This is a genomic window from Cupriavidus sp. GW821-FHT07C08, assembly GCF_059419025.1.
The window spans coordinates 125002-139783 of sequence record NZ_JBWKQZ010000009.1; the positions used below are offsets into that span (position 1 = coordinate 125002).

The 14782-nt window shown below is 68.2% G+C and carries 18 protein-coding genes; 13 read left to right on the plus strand and 5 right to left on the minus strand.

Annotated elements, in window-relative coordinates:
* Window positions 1–52: 52 nt before the first annotated feature.
* Window positions 53–532: an Lrp/AsnC family transcriptional regulator gene (locus tag AC07UK_RS14175; RefSeq protein ID WP_010809356.1), complete on the minus strand. Its 480-nt coding sequence runs from the start codon at window positions 530–532 to the stop codon at window positions 53–55.
* Window positions 533–700: 168 nt separating this feature from the next.
* On the minus strand, window positions 701–1633 hold the full coding sequence (locus AC07UK_RS14180; protein WP_494685737.1) for a LysR family transcriptional regulator: 933 nt from the start codon (window positions 1631–1633) through the stop codon (window positions 701–703).
* Window positions 1634–1799: 166 nt separating this feature from the next.
* Between AC07UK_RS14180 and AC07UK_RS14185 the strand changes: the two genes are divergently transcribed.
* From AC07UK_RS14185 to AC07UK_RS14210, 6 genes are all read left to right on the plus strand, one after another.
* A complete protein-coding gene (locus AC07UK_RS14185) occupies window positions 1800–2564 on the plus strand; it encodes an SDR family oxidoreductase (RefSeq protein ID WP_494685736.1) in 765 nt (254 codons plus the stop codon).
* Between the two features lie 122 nt (window positions 2565–2686).
* Entirely contained in the window at window positions 2687–3541 is an 855-nt protein-coding gene (phnC, locus tag AC07UK_RS14190; protein ID WP_436223429.1) for a phosphonate ABC transporter ATP-binding protein, read from the plus strand.
* Window positions 3542–3595: 54 nt separating this feature from the next.
* The gene (gene phnD, locus AC07UK_RS14195) at window positions 3596–4588 is read left to right on the plus strand and encodes a phosphonate ABC transporter substrate-binding protein (RefSeq protein WP_494685735.1); all 993 of its coding nucleotides are present in this window, start codon (window positions 3596–3598) and stop codon (window positions 4586–4588) included.
* 81 nt (window positions 4589–4669) lie between these two features.
* Window positions 4670–5482 (plus strand): phosphonate ABC transporter, permease protein PhnE, encoded by an 813-nt coding sequence (phnE, locus tag AC07UK_RS14200; protein ID WP_436223431.1) that lies wholly within the window; start codon window positions 4670–4672, stop codon window positions 5480–5482.
* Window positions 5483–5486: 4 nt separating this feature from the next.
* A complete protein-coding gene (locus AC07UK_RS14205; RefSeq protein ID WP_436223432.1) occupies window positions 5487–6023 on the plus strand; it encodes a phosphonate degradation HD-domain oxygenase in 537 nt (178 codons plus the stop codon).
* Complete coding sequence (locus AC07UK_RS14210; protein WP_226798008.1) at window positions 6020–6484, plus strand: GNAT family N-acetyltransferase; 465 nt, start codon at window positions 6020–6022, stop codon at window positions 6482–6484. The genes AC07UK_RS14205 and AC07UK_RS14210 overlap by 4 nt, the downstream gene beginning before the upstream one ends.
* A 41-nt stretch (window positions 6485–6525) precedes the next feature.
* Here AC07UK_RS14210 and phnN read toward each other — a convergent pair whose 3' ends face one another.
* The 3 genes from phnN to phnF all read right to left on the minus strand — a co-directional run bounded on the left by phnN (window position 6526) and on the right by phnF (window position 8702).
* The gene (gene phnN / locus AC07UK_RS14215) at window positions 6526–7116 is read right to left on the minus strand and encodes a phosphonate metabolism protein/1,5-bisphosphokinase (PRPP-forming) PhnN (RefSeq protein WP_436223433.1); all 591 of its coding nucleotides are present in this window, start codon (window positions 7114–7116) and stop codon (window positions 6526–6528) included.
* Window positions 7113–7838, minus strand: coding sequence for a DUF1045 domain-containing protein (locus tag AC07UK_RS14220; protein WP_436223434.1), 726 nt, complete (start codon window positions 7836–7838; stop codon window positions 7113–7115). The genes phnN and AC07UK_RS14220 overlap by 4 nt, the downstream gene beginning before the upstream one ends.
* Before the next feature lie 129 nt (window positions 7839–7967).
* The gene (gene phnF / locus AC07UK_RS14225) at window positions 7968–8702 is read right to left on the minus strand and encodes a phosphonate metabolism transcriptional regulator PhnF (RefSeq protein WP_114136090.1); all 735 of its coding nucleotides are present in this window, start codon (window positions 8700–8702) and stop codon (window positions 7968–7970) included.
* A gap of 178 nt (window positions 8703–8880) precedes the next feature.
* On the opposite strand from phnF, the gene phnG reads away from it, so the two are divergent.
* The 7 genes from phnG to AC07UK_RS14260 are packed head-to-tail and all read left to right on the plus strand — an operon-like array spanning window position 8881 to window position 14769.
* A complete protein-coding gene (phnG, locus tag AC07UK_RS14230) occupies window positions 8881–9366 on the plus strand; it encodes a phosphonate C-P lyase system protein PhnG (RefSeq protein WP_494685734.1) in 486 nt (161 codons plus the stop codon).
* Between the two features lies 1 nt (window position 9367).
* Complete coding sequence (gene phnH / locus AC07UK_RS14235; RefSeq protein WP_494685733.1) at window positions 9368–9985, plus strand: phosphonate C-P lyase system protein PhnH; 618 nt, start codon at window positions 9368–9370, stop codon at window positions 9983–9985.
* 1 nt (window position 9986) lies between these two features.
* Window positions 9987–11111, plus strand: coding sequence for a carbon-phosphorus lyase complex subunit (locus AC07UK_RS14240; protein ID WP_436223437.1), 1125 nt, complete (start codon window positions 9987–9989; stop codon window positions 11109–11111).
* Window positions 11108–12010: an alpha-D-ribose 1-methylphosphonate 5-phosphate C-P-lyase PhnJ gene (locus AC07UK_RS14245; RefSeq protein WP_436223438.1), complete on the plus strand. Its 903-nt coding sequence runs from the start codon at window positions 11108–11110 to the stop codon at window positions 12008–12010. Before AC07UK_RS14240 ends, AC07UK_RS14245 begins: the two co-directional genes overlap by 4 nt.
* A complete protein-coding gene (gene phnK, locus AC07UK_RS14250; protein ID WP_436223439.1) occupies window positions 12007–12783 on the plus strand; it encodes a phosphonate C-P lyase system protein PhnK in 777 nt (258 codons plus the stop codon). Before AC07UK_RS14245 ends, phnK begins: the two co-directional genes overlap by 4 nt.
* Before the next feature lie 5 nt (window positions 12784–12788).
* Window positions 12789–13514: a phosphonate C-P lyase system protein PhnL gene (phnL, locus tag AC07UK_RS14255; RefSeq protein WP_436223440.1), complete on the plus strand. Its 726-nt coding sequence runs from the start codon at window positions 12789–12791 to the stop codon at window positions 13512–13514.
* Window positions 13515–13551: 37 nt separating this feature from the next.
* Window positions 13552–14769: an alpha-D-ribose 1-methylphosphonate 5-triphosphate diphosphatase gene (locus AC07UK_RS14260; protein WP_436223441.1), complete on the plus strand. Its 1218-nt coding sequence runs from the start codon at window positions 13552–13554 to the stop codon at window positions 14767–14769.
* Window positions 14770–14782 lie beyond the last annotated feature (13 nt).

The window sequence follows — 14782 nt, forward strand, 5'->3', positions numbered from 1 at the left end:
TGCTGAGCCTGCGGCATATCCCACGCCAAGCGCCGGGCGGCGCCTTGCCCGGCTAGCGCGGATTGCGCAGCGGCAACGCTGTGTCGTACATCACTTGCTTGAGCGCGAAGCTGCTGCGGATGTTGGCGACGCCGGGGATGCGCGTGATCTCGTCGACGATCAGCCGCTCCACGGCCTGGACGTCGGCCACCACGGCGCGGATCAGGTAGTCGGCGTCGCCCGTCATCAGGTAACACTCCATCACGTTCGGCAGCGCGCGCACGGCGCGTTCGAAGGCATCCAGCCCCTCGCGCGCCTGCCGCTCCAGCGACACGTGGATAAAGACGTTGACGTTGAGGCCAAGCTTTTGCGGATCGAGCAGCGTCACGCGCTGCCGGATGATCCCGCGCTGCTCCAGCGCGCGCACGCGCGCCAGGCAGGGCGACGGCGAGAGGTTGACACGCGCGGCCAGCTCGACGTTGGTCAGGCTGGCGTCGCGCTGCAACGCCTCGAGGATCCGGATATTGATTTCATCCAGTTCGGGTTCCTGCATGGGGTTCCTGTATGGCCGGCTCGATGTAAAGCGCATGGCGCCCTGCCTCCTTGCGGAAACGGGGCGCCGGGCAGAGCACTAGAATACAGGCCGCGCGACGCGGGCGGCAATCTTCCGGGCTTGCGGGGTCGCTACATGGCGCTCATGGAACCCGGCCAGCAGCCGGCATCAGGTTCCCGCGCCCTGCCCGCGTGCCTGCACCCATGCGTCCCAGTACGGCGGACTCCCGATGGCCGCGCGCACGCACTCCGCAAACGCGCGCAGCCGCGCCGACACCCGCCGGCCTTCCGGGTGGGCGATATAGATGGATTCCGGCTCGGCCCGCAGGCCGACCTCGATCACGGCCAGCGCACCCTGCCGGATGGCATCGCCGGCAATAAAGGTCGGCAACAACGCGATGCCGACTCCCGCGATGGCGGCATCGCGCATCATGTCGCCGTTGTTGACGCGCAGCGCAACGGCGGCACGGGCGATCTCGGTGCCGTCCGGGCCTTGCAGGCGCCAGTCAGCCGCGCCGCGGTTGGCGTAGAAGATGCCACGGTGCTGCTGCAGCTCCGCCAGCGTTGCCGGCGTGCCCATCTGCGTGAGGTAATCCGGGGATGCGACCAGGAGGCGGTGGCTGGGGGCAAGCTGCCATGCCACCAGGCGCGAGCTCTCCAGCGGGCCGTGCCGCACCACGGCGTCATAACTGTCCGTGGCCGCGTCCACGCGCCGGTCGTCCAGGTCCAGGCTCAGCTCCAGTTCCGGATGCCGGGCCAGGAACGGATAGATGGCAGGACCCAGGTGCATCCGGCCAAATGTGACCGGCGCGGAAATCCGCAACGACCCGGCCAGGGTGCCGCGCCGCTCGGCAACATCGGTTGCCGCCGCCTCCACTTCATGCAGGATGCGCGCGGCCCGCTCCAGGAAGGCGGCGCCGTCCTCGGTCAGCGACAGCCGCCGCGTGGTCCGGCGCAGCAGGTTGGCACCCATCGCCTTTTCAAGCTCGGCCAGGCGTTCGCTGACCACGGACTTGGACAAGTTGAGCCGCCTCGCGGCCTCGCTGATGGAGCCCGCCTCCACCACGGCGACAAAGCTGGCGACACCTTCTAGCTTGAACATTGTTCGGCATATCCGGAAAGTTGTTCCGCGATCTTCAGTCTAGTGCGAACTGCGCGCGGTGCCCATACTGGTTTCACGAGGCAACGGGACGGTTCCTGCTGCCCTACCCGAAAAACCGGCGCCGTGGACCGGCAAATTGCCCCGCGCGCCAGACCGGAGATCGATCGTGGGACGTTTGTCTGGAAAAGTTGCCATCATTACCGGCGCCAGTGCCGGCATTGGCCGCGCCACTGCCTTGCTGTTTGCCGCCGAAGGCGCCAGGGTGGTAGTCGGTGCCCGCCGCCAGTCCGAACTGGACAGCCTGGTGGCGCAGATCCGTGAGGCCGGCGGCGACGCGGTGGCGCTCGCCGGCGATGTGCGGCGCGAGGAATACGCCAGCGCGCTGGTGGCGCTGGCGGTCGAGCGCTATGGCCGCCTGGATATCGCCTTCAACAACGCCGGCACGCTCGGCGAGGGCGGGCCCAGCATCGGGGTTTCGGCGGAGGGCTGGAACGACACCCTTGCCATCAATCTCACCGGCGCCTTCCTCGGCGCCAAGCACCAGCTTGCACAGATGCTGAAGGATGGCGGCGGTTCGGTGATCTTCACATCGACCTTCGTTGGCTACACCGTCGCCTTTCCCGGCGTGGCCGCGTATGCGGCAAGCAAGTCCGGCCTGATCGGCCTGACGCAGGCGCTGGCGGCCGAGTATGGGCCGCAGGGCATCCGCGTCAATGCGATCCTGCCGGGCGCCGTGGACACGGACATGTATCGCACCATGAACGACACCGCGGAATCGCAGGCGTTCATCACCAACCTGCATGCGCTCAAGCGCGTGGCAACGCCGGAAGAACTGGCGCGCTCGGTGTTGTATCTGGCATCGGACGATTCGGCTTTCGTCACCGGCACGGCGTCGCTGGTGGATGGCGGCGTCTCGATCACGCGCACCTGACCCACCGGCGGCCAGCACGGCTGCCGGCGCTGCCGACTGGTTTCAGCCCCCTTCCGCTCAAGTCATCGTTCTGTCATCCGCCCCGGCCAGAATGCGCAGGTCATTCAAGTCAGGGAGTGGACATGACGCACGCAATTGAAGTCCGCGGGCTTTCCAAATCGTTCCGCGCGGACCGCAAGGCGCTTGACGATGTCACGCTGCACATCGCGCCAGGCGAGATGGTCGCCCTGCTGGGTGCATCGGGATCGGGCAAGTCCACGCTGTTGCGCCACGTTGCCGGATTCATCACGGGCGATGCCGGCGCCGGCGAAATCCTCGTCAACGGCCGCCATGTGCAGCGCAACGGCCGCCTGGCCCGCAACGTGCGCAAGGTGCGTGGCGAGATCGGGTTTGTGTTCCAGCAGTTCAACCTGGTGGGCCGTCTTCCGGTCATCACCAACGTGCTGGTCGGCATGCTGGCCCGCGTGCCCAAGTGGCGCAGCCTGCTGCGCATCTTCACGGCCGATGAAGTCCAGGGCGGGCTCAATGCGCTTGCACAGGTTGGTATAGACGACTATGCGTTTCAACGGGCCTCGACGCTGTCGGGCGGCCAGCAGCAGCGCGCCGCCATCGCCCGCACGCTGGTGCAGAACGCCAGCGTGATCCTGGCCGACGAGCCGATCGCCTCGCTCGACCCGGAATCGTCGCGCCGGGTGATGTCGCTGCTCAGGCAGATCAACCGCACGCGCAAGGTCGCGGTGCTGGTGTCGCTGCACCAGGTGGATGTGGCGATGCGCTACTGCCCCCGCGTGGTGGCGCTGCGCCACGGCAAGGTGGTCTATGACGGCCCCTCTGCCGCGCTCACGCCGGGCATGCTGCGCGATCTCTACGGTACCGAAGCCGACGAGCTGCTGCACGATTCCGTGCCCGACGAAGACGTATCCACTGCGGCCATGCCGGCACCGGCGATGGTCACGATGAACCTGGCTGCCGCCTGAACGGCCGCCTGTCCAATCCGCTTTCCCCCAAACCGCTTCCCACCGGAGTTGTCCATGCTTCGCAGAACCTTTCTCGCCGTCGTGGCCTCGGGCGTGGTCGCCCTGCCCGCGTTTGCGCAGGATGCCAAGAGCCTGAACATCGGCTTTATCTCGACTGAATCGTCATCGAATCTGAAGTCTGCCTGGCAGCCGCTGATCGACGATCTCAGCAAGACGCTGGGTGTACCCGTCAAGCCCTTCTTTGCGTCCGACTATGCCGGCATTATCGAAGGCATGCGCTTCAACAAGGTGCAGATCGCCTGGTTCGGCAACAAGTCGGCCATGGAGGCCGTGGACCGTGCCAGCGGCGAAGTCTTTGCCTCGGTGATCGACAAGGACGGCAATCCGGGCTACTGGTCGGTGCTGATCGTCAACAAGGACAGCGACCTGAAGAGCGTCGAAGACGTGATCAAGCGTGGCAAGGATCTCAGCTACGGCGCCGGCGACCCGAATTCCACCTCGGGCACGGCCGTGCCGGGCTTCTACCTGTGGACCGCCAACAAGGTCGATCCGAAGACGCTGTTCAAGGCCGTGCGCATCGGCAACCACGAGACCAACCTGCTGTCGGTGCTGAATAAGCAGGTGGATGTGGCGGTGAACAACACCGAGAACATGGAGCGCTATCGCATCAACACCGGCAAGAACGCTTATGAACAGGTGCGGGTGTTGTGGAAGTCGCCGCTGATCCCGGCCGATCCGATGGTCTATCGCAAGGACCTGCCGCCGGAGGTGAAGAAGAAGATCCAGGCCTTCTTCGTCAACTACGGCAAGGGCACCGACGCCGCGCGTGAAAAGCAGGTGCTGGCCACCCTGACCTACCAGGGCTTCCGTACCGCCAGCGATGCGCAGCTGGTGCCGATCCGTCAGATCGAGCTGGCCCGCGAGAAGGCGAAGATTGAATCGGACACCACCCTGGCCGCTGCCGACAAGGAAAAGCGGCTGGCCGAGGTGAGCCGCCGTCTGGCAGAGCTGGATAAGGCCGCCGGCAACGCCACCAGCACGCAATAAGCCCCACCCCGAGAGGCCGGCGGCACGCCGCCGCCGGCCCCGCATCGCTTTCGTTTTTTCCGCTTGATTCCGGATTGCCCCATGACTGTCACCGCCAGGCCCGGCCTGCCTCCCACGCCCCGAAGCAACGTGCGCCCGCCGCGCGCTTCCCTTGCCGTGATGCTGACCTGGGCAGTCCTGCTGGCCATGCTCGCCCTGTCCTGGCAAGGCGCCGACATGCGCCCGTTGGACCTGCTGCGCGACTCGGACAATATGGCAACATTTGCCGCCGATTTCTTCCCGCCCGACTTCCGCGACTGGCGGCACTACCTGGACGAGATGCTCGTCACCGTGCAGATCGCGCTGTGGGGCACCGCCCTGGCCGTGGTGATGGCCGTGCCGCTGGGCCTGCTGTGCTCGGCCAATATCGTCCCGGCGTGGGCCTACCAGCCCGCACGCCGCATCATGGACGCCTGCCGCGCCATCAATGAGATGGTGTTCGCCATGCTGTTCATCGTGGCCGTAGGCCTGGGACCATTTGCCGGCGTGCTGGCGATCTGGATCCACACCACCGGCGTGCTGGCCAAGCTGTTCGCCGAAGCCGTCGAGGCCATCGACCCGCGCCCGGTGGAAGGCGTGCGCGCCACCGGCGCCGGCCCGATCGAGGAGATCGTCTACGGCGTGATTCCGCAGGTGCTGCCGCTGTGGCTGTCGTTCGCGCTGTACCGCTTCGAGTCCAACGTGCGCTCGGCCTCGGTGGTGGGCATCGTCGGCGCCGGCGGCATCGGCACCGTGCTGTGGGAGATCATCCGCAGCTTCCAGTACGGGCAGACCTGCGCCGTGATGATCATCATCATCCTGTTCGTCTCGGCCATCGACATCATCTCCGCACAAATCCGCAAGGTACTGGTCTGACATCATGCTGAACCTGTCCCGCATCGAAACGCTGTTTGCCGACCATGGCAATGCCTGGTACGGCGGCGAAGCCATCAGCCAGACCGCGCACGCGCTGCAGTGCGCGCAACTGGCCGAGCAGGCCGGCGAGCCCGAGTCGCTGATCGTCGCGGCCCTGCTCCATGACGTTGGTCACCTGCTGCTGGCTGAAAGCACCACCACCGACATGCGCCACCAGGAGGCCGCCGCCGATGCCCTGGCCGGGCTGTTCGGCGACGAAGTGACCGAGCCAGTGCGCCTGCACGTGGCGGCCAAGCGCTACCTGTGCGCCGTCGATCCCGCGTATTCCGGCACGCTGTCGCCCGCTTCCGTGCAAAGCCTGGCGCTGCAAGGCGGCCCGTACAGCGCCGCACAGGCCGATGCGTTCGCCGCGAGCCGCCACGCCGCCGCCGCGGTGCGCCTGCGCCGCTACGACGACCTGGCCAAGGTGGTCGACCTGGCCACGCCGCCGCTGGCGCACTATCTGGACATGGCCGCGCGTTGCGCGCGGACTGGCGCATGAACACCATGGCTGAAGCTGTGCTTACCCTGCGTGAAGTGCGCGGTTCCGACGCGGAACTGCGGCACCTGTCCGCGCTGCTGGCCGCGATGGACGACGAAGCGCCGCTGCCGCTGGCCACCATGCGCGAGCGCTACGCAACCATGCGCCGCTATCCGGACTACCGCTGCTACATGATGGTGGACGAGGACGAGGTGCCGCTGGGCACCTTCAGCCTGCTGGTATTCCCCGTGATGGTCCACGACGGGCGTCCCGAGGCAATTGTCGAGGCAGTGGTGGTGGCGCCGTCCGCGCGCGGCATGGGCGTCGGCAAGGCGATGATGCGCGAAGCGATGCGCCTGGCCCGTGAGGCCGGTGCGGCCAAGCTGGCGCTGTCGTCCAACGCGCGGCGCCTGCAGGCCCACCAGTTCTATCGCCGGCTCGGGTTCACCGAGCACGGCATCAGTTTCAGCATCGAACTCTGATGGCAAGGCCGTGCCGGAGGTTTCGCTTCGGCACGGGTGTATCAGCTTAATGTTGCGCTATCGGAAGTAGCCCCAACCAGCCGCGCGAACGCTTCCGCCGCGGTTTCCAGGGCGCCGCTATTGTCGAACTCGACCAGGCGGCACCCTGCCGGCACGGTGAATGGCTGCGCCGCGCGCGCCAGGCGCCGGGCAATCGCTTCTTCCGACTCGCGGCCACGCTGGCGCAGCCGGGTTACCAGCACCTCCGGCCGCACGCGCACGTGCACGGCGCACAGCTTCGGGTAGCGCGCCACGGCTTGCGGCAGGTACTCGCGCGAGCCATTGACGATCACGGTCAGGCCCCTGGCCAGCCACTGCTCGATCTCGATGCCGATGCCGTAATGCAGCCCGTGGCTGTGCCAGTCCAGCGCCAGGCAGCCGAGCGCCTGGCGGCGCCGGAATTCTTCGGGGGTCAGCGCAACGGAGGCCTCGTTGGCATCAGCGTCGCGGGTGATATAGCGATGCGCGATGACGATGCGGTCGTCCGGCCCTAGGCGCTCGCGCAGCGCGCGCAGCAGCGAGTCCTTGCCGCTGCCGGACGGCCCCATCAGGTAGAACAGGCCGTGTCCATCGGCCGCGCCATGTGCGTTCATGCGTCCAGGTACGCCGCGCCGGCGCCATCGATGGTGTTGCCGTTGAAACCGTAGTGGCGCGCAACGATAAAGTCGTCGCCCGGCGCCGGCTGCACGAATACGCTGATTCCGTCCACATGAAGCGGCGCCTGCAGCAACTTGCCGCTCGCGGCCCCCAGGTGCTCGATGGCGGCGCGCTGGGCGGCAGTATCAAGCATGCCAGTCAGCGTGATATGGAAGACGAAGGTACCAAACACGTACGGGTAGCCCCATGCGTCGAGCATGCGGCGCTCTTCATCGCTCAACTGGTCCGGTTTGCGCCGGCCGAGTTCTTCGGCCGTGGGCGGAGCGCGGAAGCGCTCGAATGCCAGTACGCACGCATCGGCCAGCGCCTGCATCGGGGAGGATCCGCCATCGGCCAGGCACCACGCCACAAAACCCCGCAGCGCACGCAGCGCCAGCGGCGCGTCGAATGCCTCGCAGCCACGCACGAAGTCCCGTGCAGCGGCGTCGAGCATCGGGCCGTTGGTGCCCTGCGCAAGCCGGAATGGCGGCTTCAGCGTGGCATGCAGGCCGTAGTGAGCCGGGATCTGGACCCATTCCGCGGGCGGCGGCGCCATGCCCGCCGGGGCGGGCAGCGCGGTGCCGGTATCGGCGTCGCGGCCCAGCCACTGGCTGCCAAATGTGCGGAAGGGATCGGAGGGCGCCAGGTAGATGGCGTAACGGTGCGCTGGCAAGGTCATGCGGCAAGGTTACCAGCGGCGCCAAACGCCCGGCGGCGGCGACTGCCCTGGTTTGTGGTCTGGACCGCAGACACGTTAGCACAGGCAGATGACAGCCGGATGTCTAGACCAATGCCACGGCGCTCCGCCTCAATCACTGTCGGAAACCGTCAGCTGCACCCAGTCCCCGGCAAAGCGCACCACGCTGTACTGCACCGGCGCCCCGTCGATATCGACGTTCAGCGCCTCCACCTGCAGCACCGGCCGCGTCTTCGGCTGGTTCAGCAGCCGCGCCACCGGGGCGCTGGGCATGGCCGCCGTGATGCGAGACCACTTGCGCGTGTAGTCGGCAATGCCGAAATGCGCCAGCGCGCGCGACACCGATTGCCTGGCGCGCAGCACCTCGTCGATACCCGGGAAGCGCTTGAGGTCGAAGTAATGCTCGGCAACGTCGATGGTGCGCTCTTCGGCCTTGCCGATCATCTGCACGTGCAGGATCTCTGCCGTGCGCGCCAGGCCCAGTTGCTTTGCCACTTCCGGCGCGCGCACCACCTGGCTGTCGATGATCTCGGTATGCCCGCGCATGCCCTGCGCGGCCAGGTTTTGCGAGAAGCGCGTGCGGCGCCCGATCGCGTAGTCGATCGCGTGCTCCTGCACGAAGGTGCCGCGGCCCTGCTCGATCCGCACCAGCCCGCTCAGCTCCAGCTCGCCCATGGCGCGGCGGATGGTGTGGCGGTTGACCGCGAAGCGCGTGGCCAGTTCAGGCTCAGGGGGCAGCTGTTCGCCGGGCAGGTACAGCTTCTTGCGGATGTCGTCCGCCAGCGCCTCGCCAATCTGGCGCCATACCGCCACGCCGGAACCCCGTTCCACTTCTCGATCAGACATCTCGCGCTGCCCTCTTGTCATCAAGCGTTCACCATTGCCATGCGATTGTGCCTCAACCGCGCCGCGATGACGGGGTGCCCGAGCAATGCCCCGCCCCGTCATGAAACGTTCATCTGCCTGTGGTCTAGTAGCTGCGTGCTCAAGCAGCGACATCTAAACGTATAGACGTATAGGGGTGATGATGAAAACCGAAACCGCGCAGGCCCATGCCGCCCGCGCCGCCTGGCTCCGGATCCTGGCGACGGCGCCCACCGACGCGCTCGACGGCGCCTACCAGCGGCTTGGCCAGGCGCAGGCCCTGCCGGCCTACAGGCTGCTGCGCAAGCCGGAGTCCGGCATGGCCATGGTCCGGGCCCGTGCGGGCGGCACCGGCGCCCAGTTCAACCTGGGGGAAATCACAGTCACGCGCTGCGCGGTCGTGCTGGAAGACGGCGCTGCAGGGGCCGCTGCAGGCGTGGCCTATATCCAGGGCCGCAGCGCCCGCCACGCCGAACAGGCCGCGGTGCTGGACGCGCTGCTGCAGCGCCCGGCCTGGCACCAGCGCGTGCAGGACCTCGTGCTGGCGCCGTTGGCAAGCACGCAGGCGGAGCGCGCCGCACACGCAGCGGCCACTGCCGCCCAGACCCGCGTCGAGTTCTTCACCATGGTCCGGGGAGAGGACTGAGATGACTGTCACCCAACCGATCCTGTCCACCCCGGCCGCCGCGCTGCTGCCGGGTTTCAACAACCCGGTCGACGACGCCCAGCAGGTCTTCCGCGCCGCGCTGCAGGCGTTTGCCCATCCGGGCCGGCTGCAAACGCTGCCCGTGGCCAGCGGCCTGCCCGACGGCCTGTCGGCCGCGCTGGCCGCGCTGCTGCTGACGCTGGCCGATCCCGATACCCCGGTCTGGCTGCCTGCCGGCGTGCCGGCCGCGGCGCGCGCGTTCCTGCGCTTCCATTGCGGCTGCCCGCTGACCGACGATGCCGGCGCCGCCGCCTTCGTGTGCGTGCCCGCCGGATATGCCATGCCGGCACTGGCGGACTGCGCGCAAGGCGACCCGGCCTTCCCCGACCGCTCGGCGACGCTGCTGGTGGAGGTTGGCTCGCTTGCCGATGGCGACACCCTGACGCTGCGCGGCCCCGGCATCGAAACCACGCAGGTGCTGCGCGTGGCCGGCCTGCCCGCGGACTTCCGCGCCGGCTGGCGCGCCAACAACGCCGGCTTCCCGCTCGGCGTGGACCTGCTGCTGGCCTGCGGCGACCGATTCTGCGCCCTGACGCGCACCACGCTGGTGGAGGACTGACATGTACGTAGCCGTCAAAGGTGGTGAACGCGCCATCCTCAATTCCTACCGCATGCTCGATGCCTATCGCCGCGGCGATACCGCGGTGCCGGAACTTACGCTGGCGCAGATCCGCGAACAGATGCCGCTGGCGGTGTCGCGCGTGATGGCCGAGGGCTCGCTGTACGACCCGCACCTGGCCGCGCTGGCCCTGAAACAGGCCGCCGGCGACCAGATCGAGGCGATCTTCCTGCTGCGCGCCTATCGCACCACGCTGGCGCGCTTTGGCTATACCCAGCCGCTGGATACGGGCGCGATGCGCCTGCAGCGCCGGATCTCGTCCACGTTCAAGGACGTGCCGGGCGGCCAGGTGCTGGGGCCGACCTACGACTACACCCAGCGCCTGCTGGATTTCACGCTCGAAGCCGGCCGCGACCCCGAGCCGCTGCCGTCCTCGCCCGAACCCCTCGCCGCCAGCATGCCGCGCGTGACCGGCCTGCTGGAAGCGGATGAACTGGTCGAAGCCGACCAGATCCCCGCGGGCGACCCCCCGCCGCCCGACCTGACGCGCGAGCCGCTGGCCTTCCCCGCCAACCGCGCCGCGCGCCTGCAGAACCTGGCGCGCGCCGATGAAGGTTTCCTGCTGTCGATGGGCTATTCCACCCAGCGCGGCTACGGCAACTCGCACCCGTTCGCAGCCGAGATCCGCTACGGCACGGCCGAGGTCGAACTGTTCGTGGAAGAACTGGGCTTCGCCGTCACCATCGGCGAGATCGAACTGACCGAATGCCAGATGGTGAGCCAGTTCGCCGGCAATGCCGACGAAGCCCCGCGCTTCACGCGCGGCTACGGGCTGGTGTTCGGCTACAACGAGCGCAAGGCCATGTCGATGGCGCTGGCCGACCGCGCCATGCGCGCCGAAGAGCTGGGCGAGGCCGCCGACGCCCCGGCCAACGATATCGAATTCATGCTGTACCACAGCGACAACGTCGAGGCCTCCGGCTTCGTGCAGCACCTGAAGCTGCCCCACTACGTGGATTTCCAGGCCAACCTGGAACTGCTGCGCCGGCTGCGCGCGGAACAGGATGGCGCCGTGACCGCTACCGTCCAGGCGCAACCGCAGCCGCAAGAGGAGACGCTGGCATGACCACCGCCGACACCACCATGGCCACGGGCATGGCCCGCGACGACCACTACAACTTCGGCTACCTGGACGAGTCGACCAAGCGCATGCTGCGCCGCGCGCTGCTCAAGGCCGTGGCGATTCCCGGCTACCAGGTGCCCTTCGGCAGCCGCGAGATGCCGCTGCCCTACGGCTGGGGCACGGGCGGCATCCAGGTGACGGCCGCCATCATCGGCAAGGATGACGTGCTCAAGGTGATCGACCAGGGCTCGGACGACACCACCAACGCTATCAACATCCGCCGCTTCTTCGGCCGCGTCACCGGCGTGCAGACCACCGAGCGCACCGCCGAGGCCAGCATCATCCAGACCCGTCACCGCATTCCGGAAACGCCGCTGCGCGCGGGCCAGACCATGGTGTTCCAGGTGCCCATCCCCGAGCCGCTGCGCTGGCTGGAACCAAGCGAGGGCGAGACCCGCACCATGCACGCACTGGCCGAATACGGTGCGATGCACGTCAAGCTGTATGAGGACATCGCCCATCACGGCCATATCGCCACCACCTACGACTACCCCGTGATCGTCAATCAGCGCTACATGATGCGGCCGTCGCCGATCCCCAAGTTCGACAATCCCAAGCTCGACCGCAGCCCCGCGCTGATGCTGTTCGGCGCCGGGCGCGAGAAGCGCGTCTATGCCGTGCCGCCGTACACCGCGGTCAAGAGCCTGGATTTCGCCGACCATCCCTTCACGGTGGAAAAGTGGTCCAGTAGCTGCGCCCAGTGCGGCGCCACCGACAGCTACCTGGACGAGATCATCACCGACGACGCCGGCACGCGCCTGTTCGTGTGTTCGGACACCGAGTACTGCGCCGACCGCCAGGCGGCCCAGGCCGTCAAGACCGCTGCCGGAGGTGCCCGATGAGCTCCACCCCGCTGCTATCGGTGCGCAGCCTGACGCGCACCTGGGACGGCGTGCATGGTTGCCATGACGTCAGCTTCGACCTGTACCCGGGCGAGGTGCTGTGCGTGGTGGGCGAATCGGGCTCCGGCAAGAGCACGCTGCTGCAGGCCTTGTCGATGCAGGCACCGGCGCAGCGCGGCAGCGTCAGCTACGACATGCGCGAGTCCGGCCTGACCGACCTCGCCACGCTGTCCAGCGCGCGCCTGCGGCTGCTGGCCCGCACCGACTGGGGCTTTGTGCGCCAGCACGCGCGCGACGGCCTGCGCATGCAGGTCAGCGCCGGCGCCAATATCGCCGAGCGCCTGATGGCCGTGGGCGAGCGCCACTACGGCAACCTGCGCGAGGTCGCCGGCAACTGGCTGGAAAAGATGGAGATCGACCTGGCCCGGCTGGACGACGTGCCCGGCACCTTCTCCGGCGGCATGCAGCAGCGTTTGCAGATCGCCCGCAACCTGGTCACGCACCCGCGCCTGGTGTTCATGGACGAGCCCACCGCGTCGCTGGACGTGTCGGTGCAGGCCCGCCTGCTAGACCTGCTGCGCCGCCTGGTGGCGGACCTGGGCCTCGCCGCCGTGCTGGTCACGCACGACCTGGCCGTGGCGCGCCTGCTCGCGCACCGCACGCTGGTCATGCAAGGCGGCCGCGTGGTGGAGCAAGGCCTGACCGACCAGATCCTCGACGACCCGCAGCACCCGTACACGCAGTTGCTGGTCTCTTCCATCCTGCAGGGCTGACGACGATGCACGCAGAACACCCCCAGAAGCTGGTCGAGGTTCGCGGCCTCGGCAAGATGTTTACGCTGCACAACCAGGGCGGTATCCGCCTGCCGGTGCTGCGCGCGATGGATTTCGATGCCGCCCGCGGCGAATGCCTGGTGCTGTCCGGGCCCTCCGGCACCGGCAAGAGCACCCTCCTGCGCTGCCTGTACGGCAACTACCTGGCCACCGAAGGCAGCATCCGCCTGCGCGATACCAGCGCCGAGGGCGAGCCGTGGGTCGAGCTGACCCATGCCCCCGAGCAACGCGTGCTGAAGCTGCGCCGCGACGTGATCGGCTATGTCAGCCAGTTCCTGCGCGCGATTCCCCGCGTCGGCGCGCTCGATGTGGTGGCCGATCCGCTGCAGCAGCGCGGCGCCAGCCATGAAGAAGCCCGCACCCGCGCGGCAGAGCTGCTGGCACGGCTGAACCTGCCGCGCCGGCTGTGGGACCTGCCGCCGGCCACTTTCTCCGGTGGCGAGCAGCAGCGCGTGAACATCGCGCGCGGCCTGATCGGCGGCCACCCGATCCTGCTGCTGGACGAGCCCACCGCCTCGCTGGACGCCGACAACCGCGCCGTGGTGGTCGAGCTGATCCGCGAGGCGCTGGCCGAAGGCCGCGCGCTGATCGGCATCTTCCATGACGAAGCCGTGCGCGATGCCGTGGCCACGCGCCTGCTGCCGCTGCAACCCGCTACCGCCCTTGCCTGATTTGATCCCAGAACGGATTCCCAGAACGGAGCCGGACATGTCTGCTACCTACCTGACCCACGCCACCCTGGTGCTGCCGGACCGCGTGCTGCACGACAGCGCGCTGCTGATCGAAGACGGCCGCATCGCCGCCATCGAACCGGCACCCGCCGCGGTGCCCGCCCACGCCGCCGTGATCGACCTGCATGGCCACACGGTGATGCCGGGCCTGGTCGACGTGCATTGCGACGCCATCGAGAAGGAAGTCGAACCGCGCGCCAGCGTCCTGTTCCCGCTGGACTTTGCCGTGGCCCAGGTCGACCGCCGCAATGCCGCGGCCGGCATCACCACGCCGTACCACGCGCTGTCGTTCGCCGGCAACCAGTTCGGCGTGCGCAATGTCGATACCGCTGCCACGCTGGTGCGCACCCTGGCCGAGTATCGCCGCCACAGCCTGGTCGACAACCGTATCCATTGCCGCTACGAAGTCACCGATTCCAGCGCCGTGCCGGTGCTCGAAGCGCTGATGGCCGAGGGCGTGGTCGACCTGTTGTCCGTGATGGACCACTCGCCGGGCCAGGGCCAGTTCAAGACCATGGATGCCTACCTGGCCTACATGATGGGCAACCACGGCATGAGCCGCGAGGAAGCCGCCGACGCGGCCCACAAGAAGGCCGCCGCGCTGGAAGGCGCGCATGAGCGTGTCAACCGGCTGGTGGCCAGGGCGCATGCGCTGGGCATCCCTACCGCCAGCCATGACGACGATTCGCCGCAGCGCATCGCCGCTATGCAGGCGCTGGGCGTGCGCATGAGCGAGTTCCCGATCAACCTGGAAACCGCGCAAGCCGCGTGCGCCCAGGCGCTGCCGACCATCCTGGGCGCGCCCAACGTGCTGCGCGGCAAGAGCCAGAGCGGCTCGATGCGCGCCATCGACGCCATCCACGCCGGCGTGGGCACCATCCTGTGCTCGGACTACCAGCCGTCCACGCTGATCGCCGCCGCGTATGCCGCCGCGCGCCTGGCCGACCTGCCGCTGAACCAGGCGCTGGCGCTGATCACCGCCAATCCGGCCGACGCCTGCCTGCTGGACGACCGCGGGCGCCTGGTGCCGGGGCTGCGCGCGGACGTCATCGCCGTGTCCGGCGTGGCAGGCCAGCCGATGGTTACGCATACCTGGTCTGGCGGGCGGCTGGTGTTTGCGGCGGGGTATCCGTCGGTGCGGCACGTCGGCGATGCCGCCATGCCGCGCGAAACCGCACTGCGCGAGGTGGCATAAGGAGGCCCGCTAT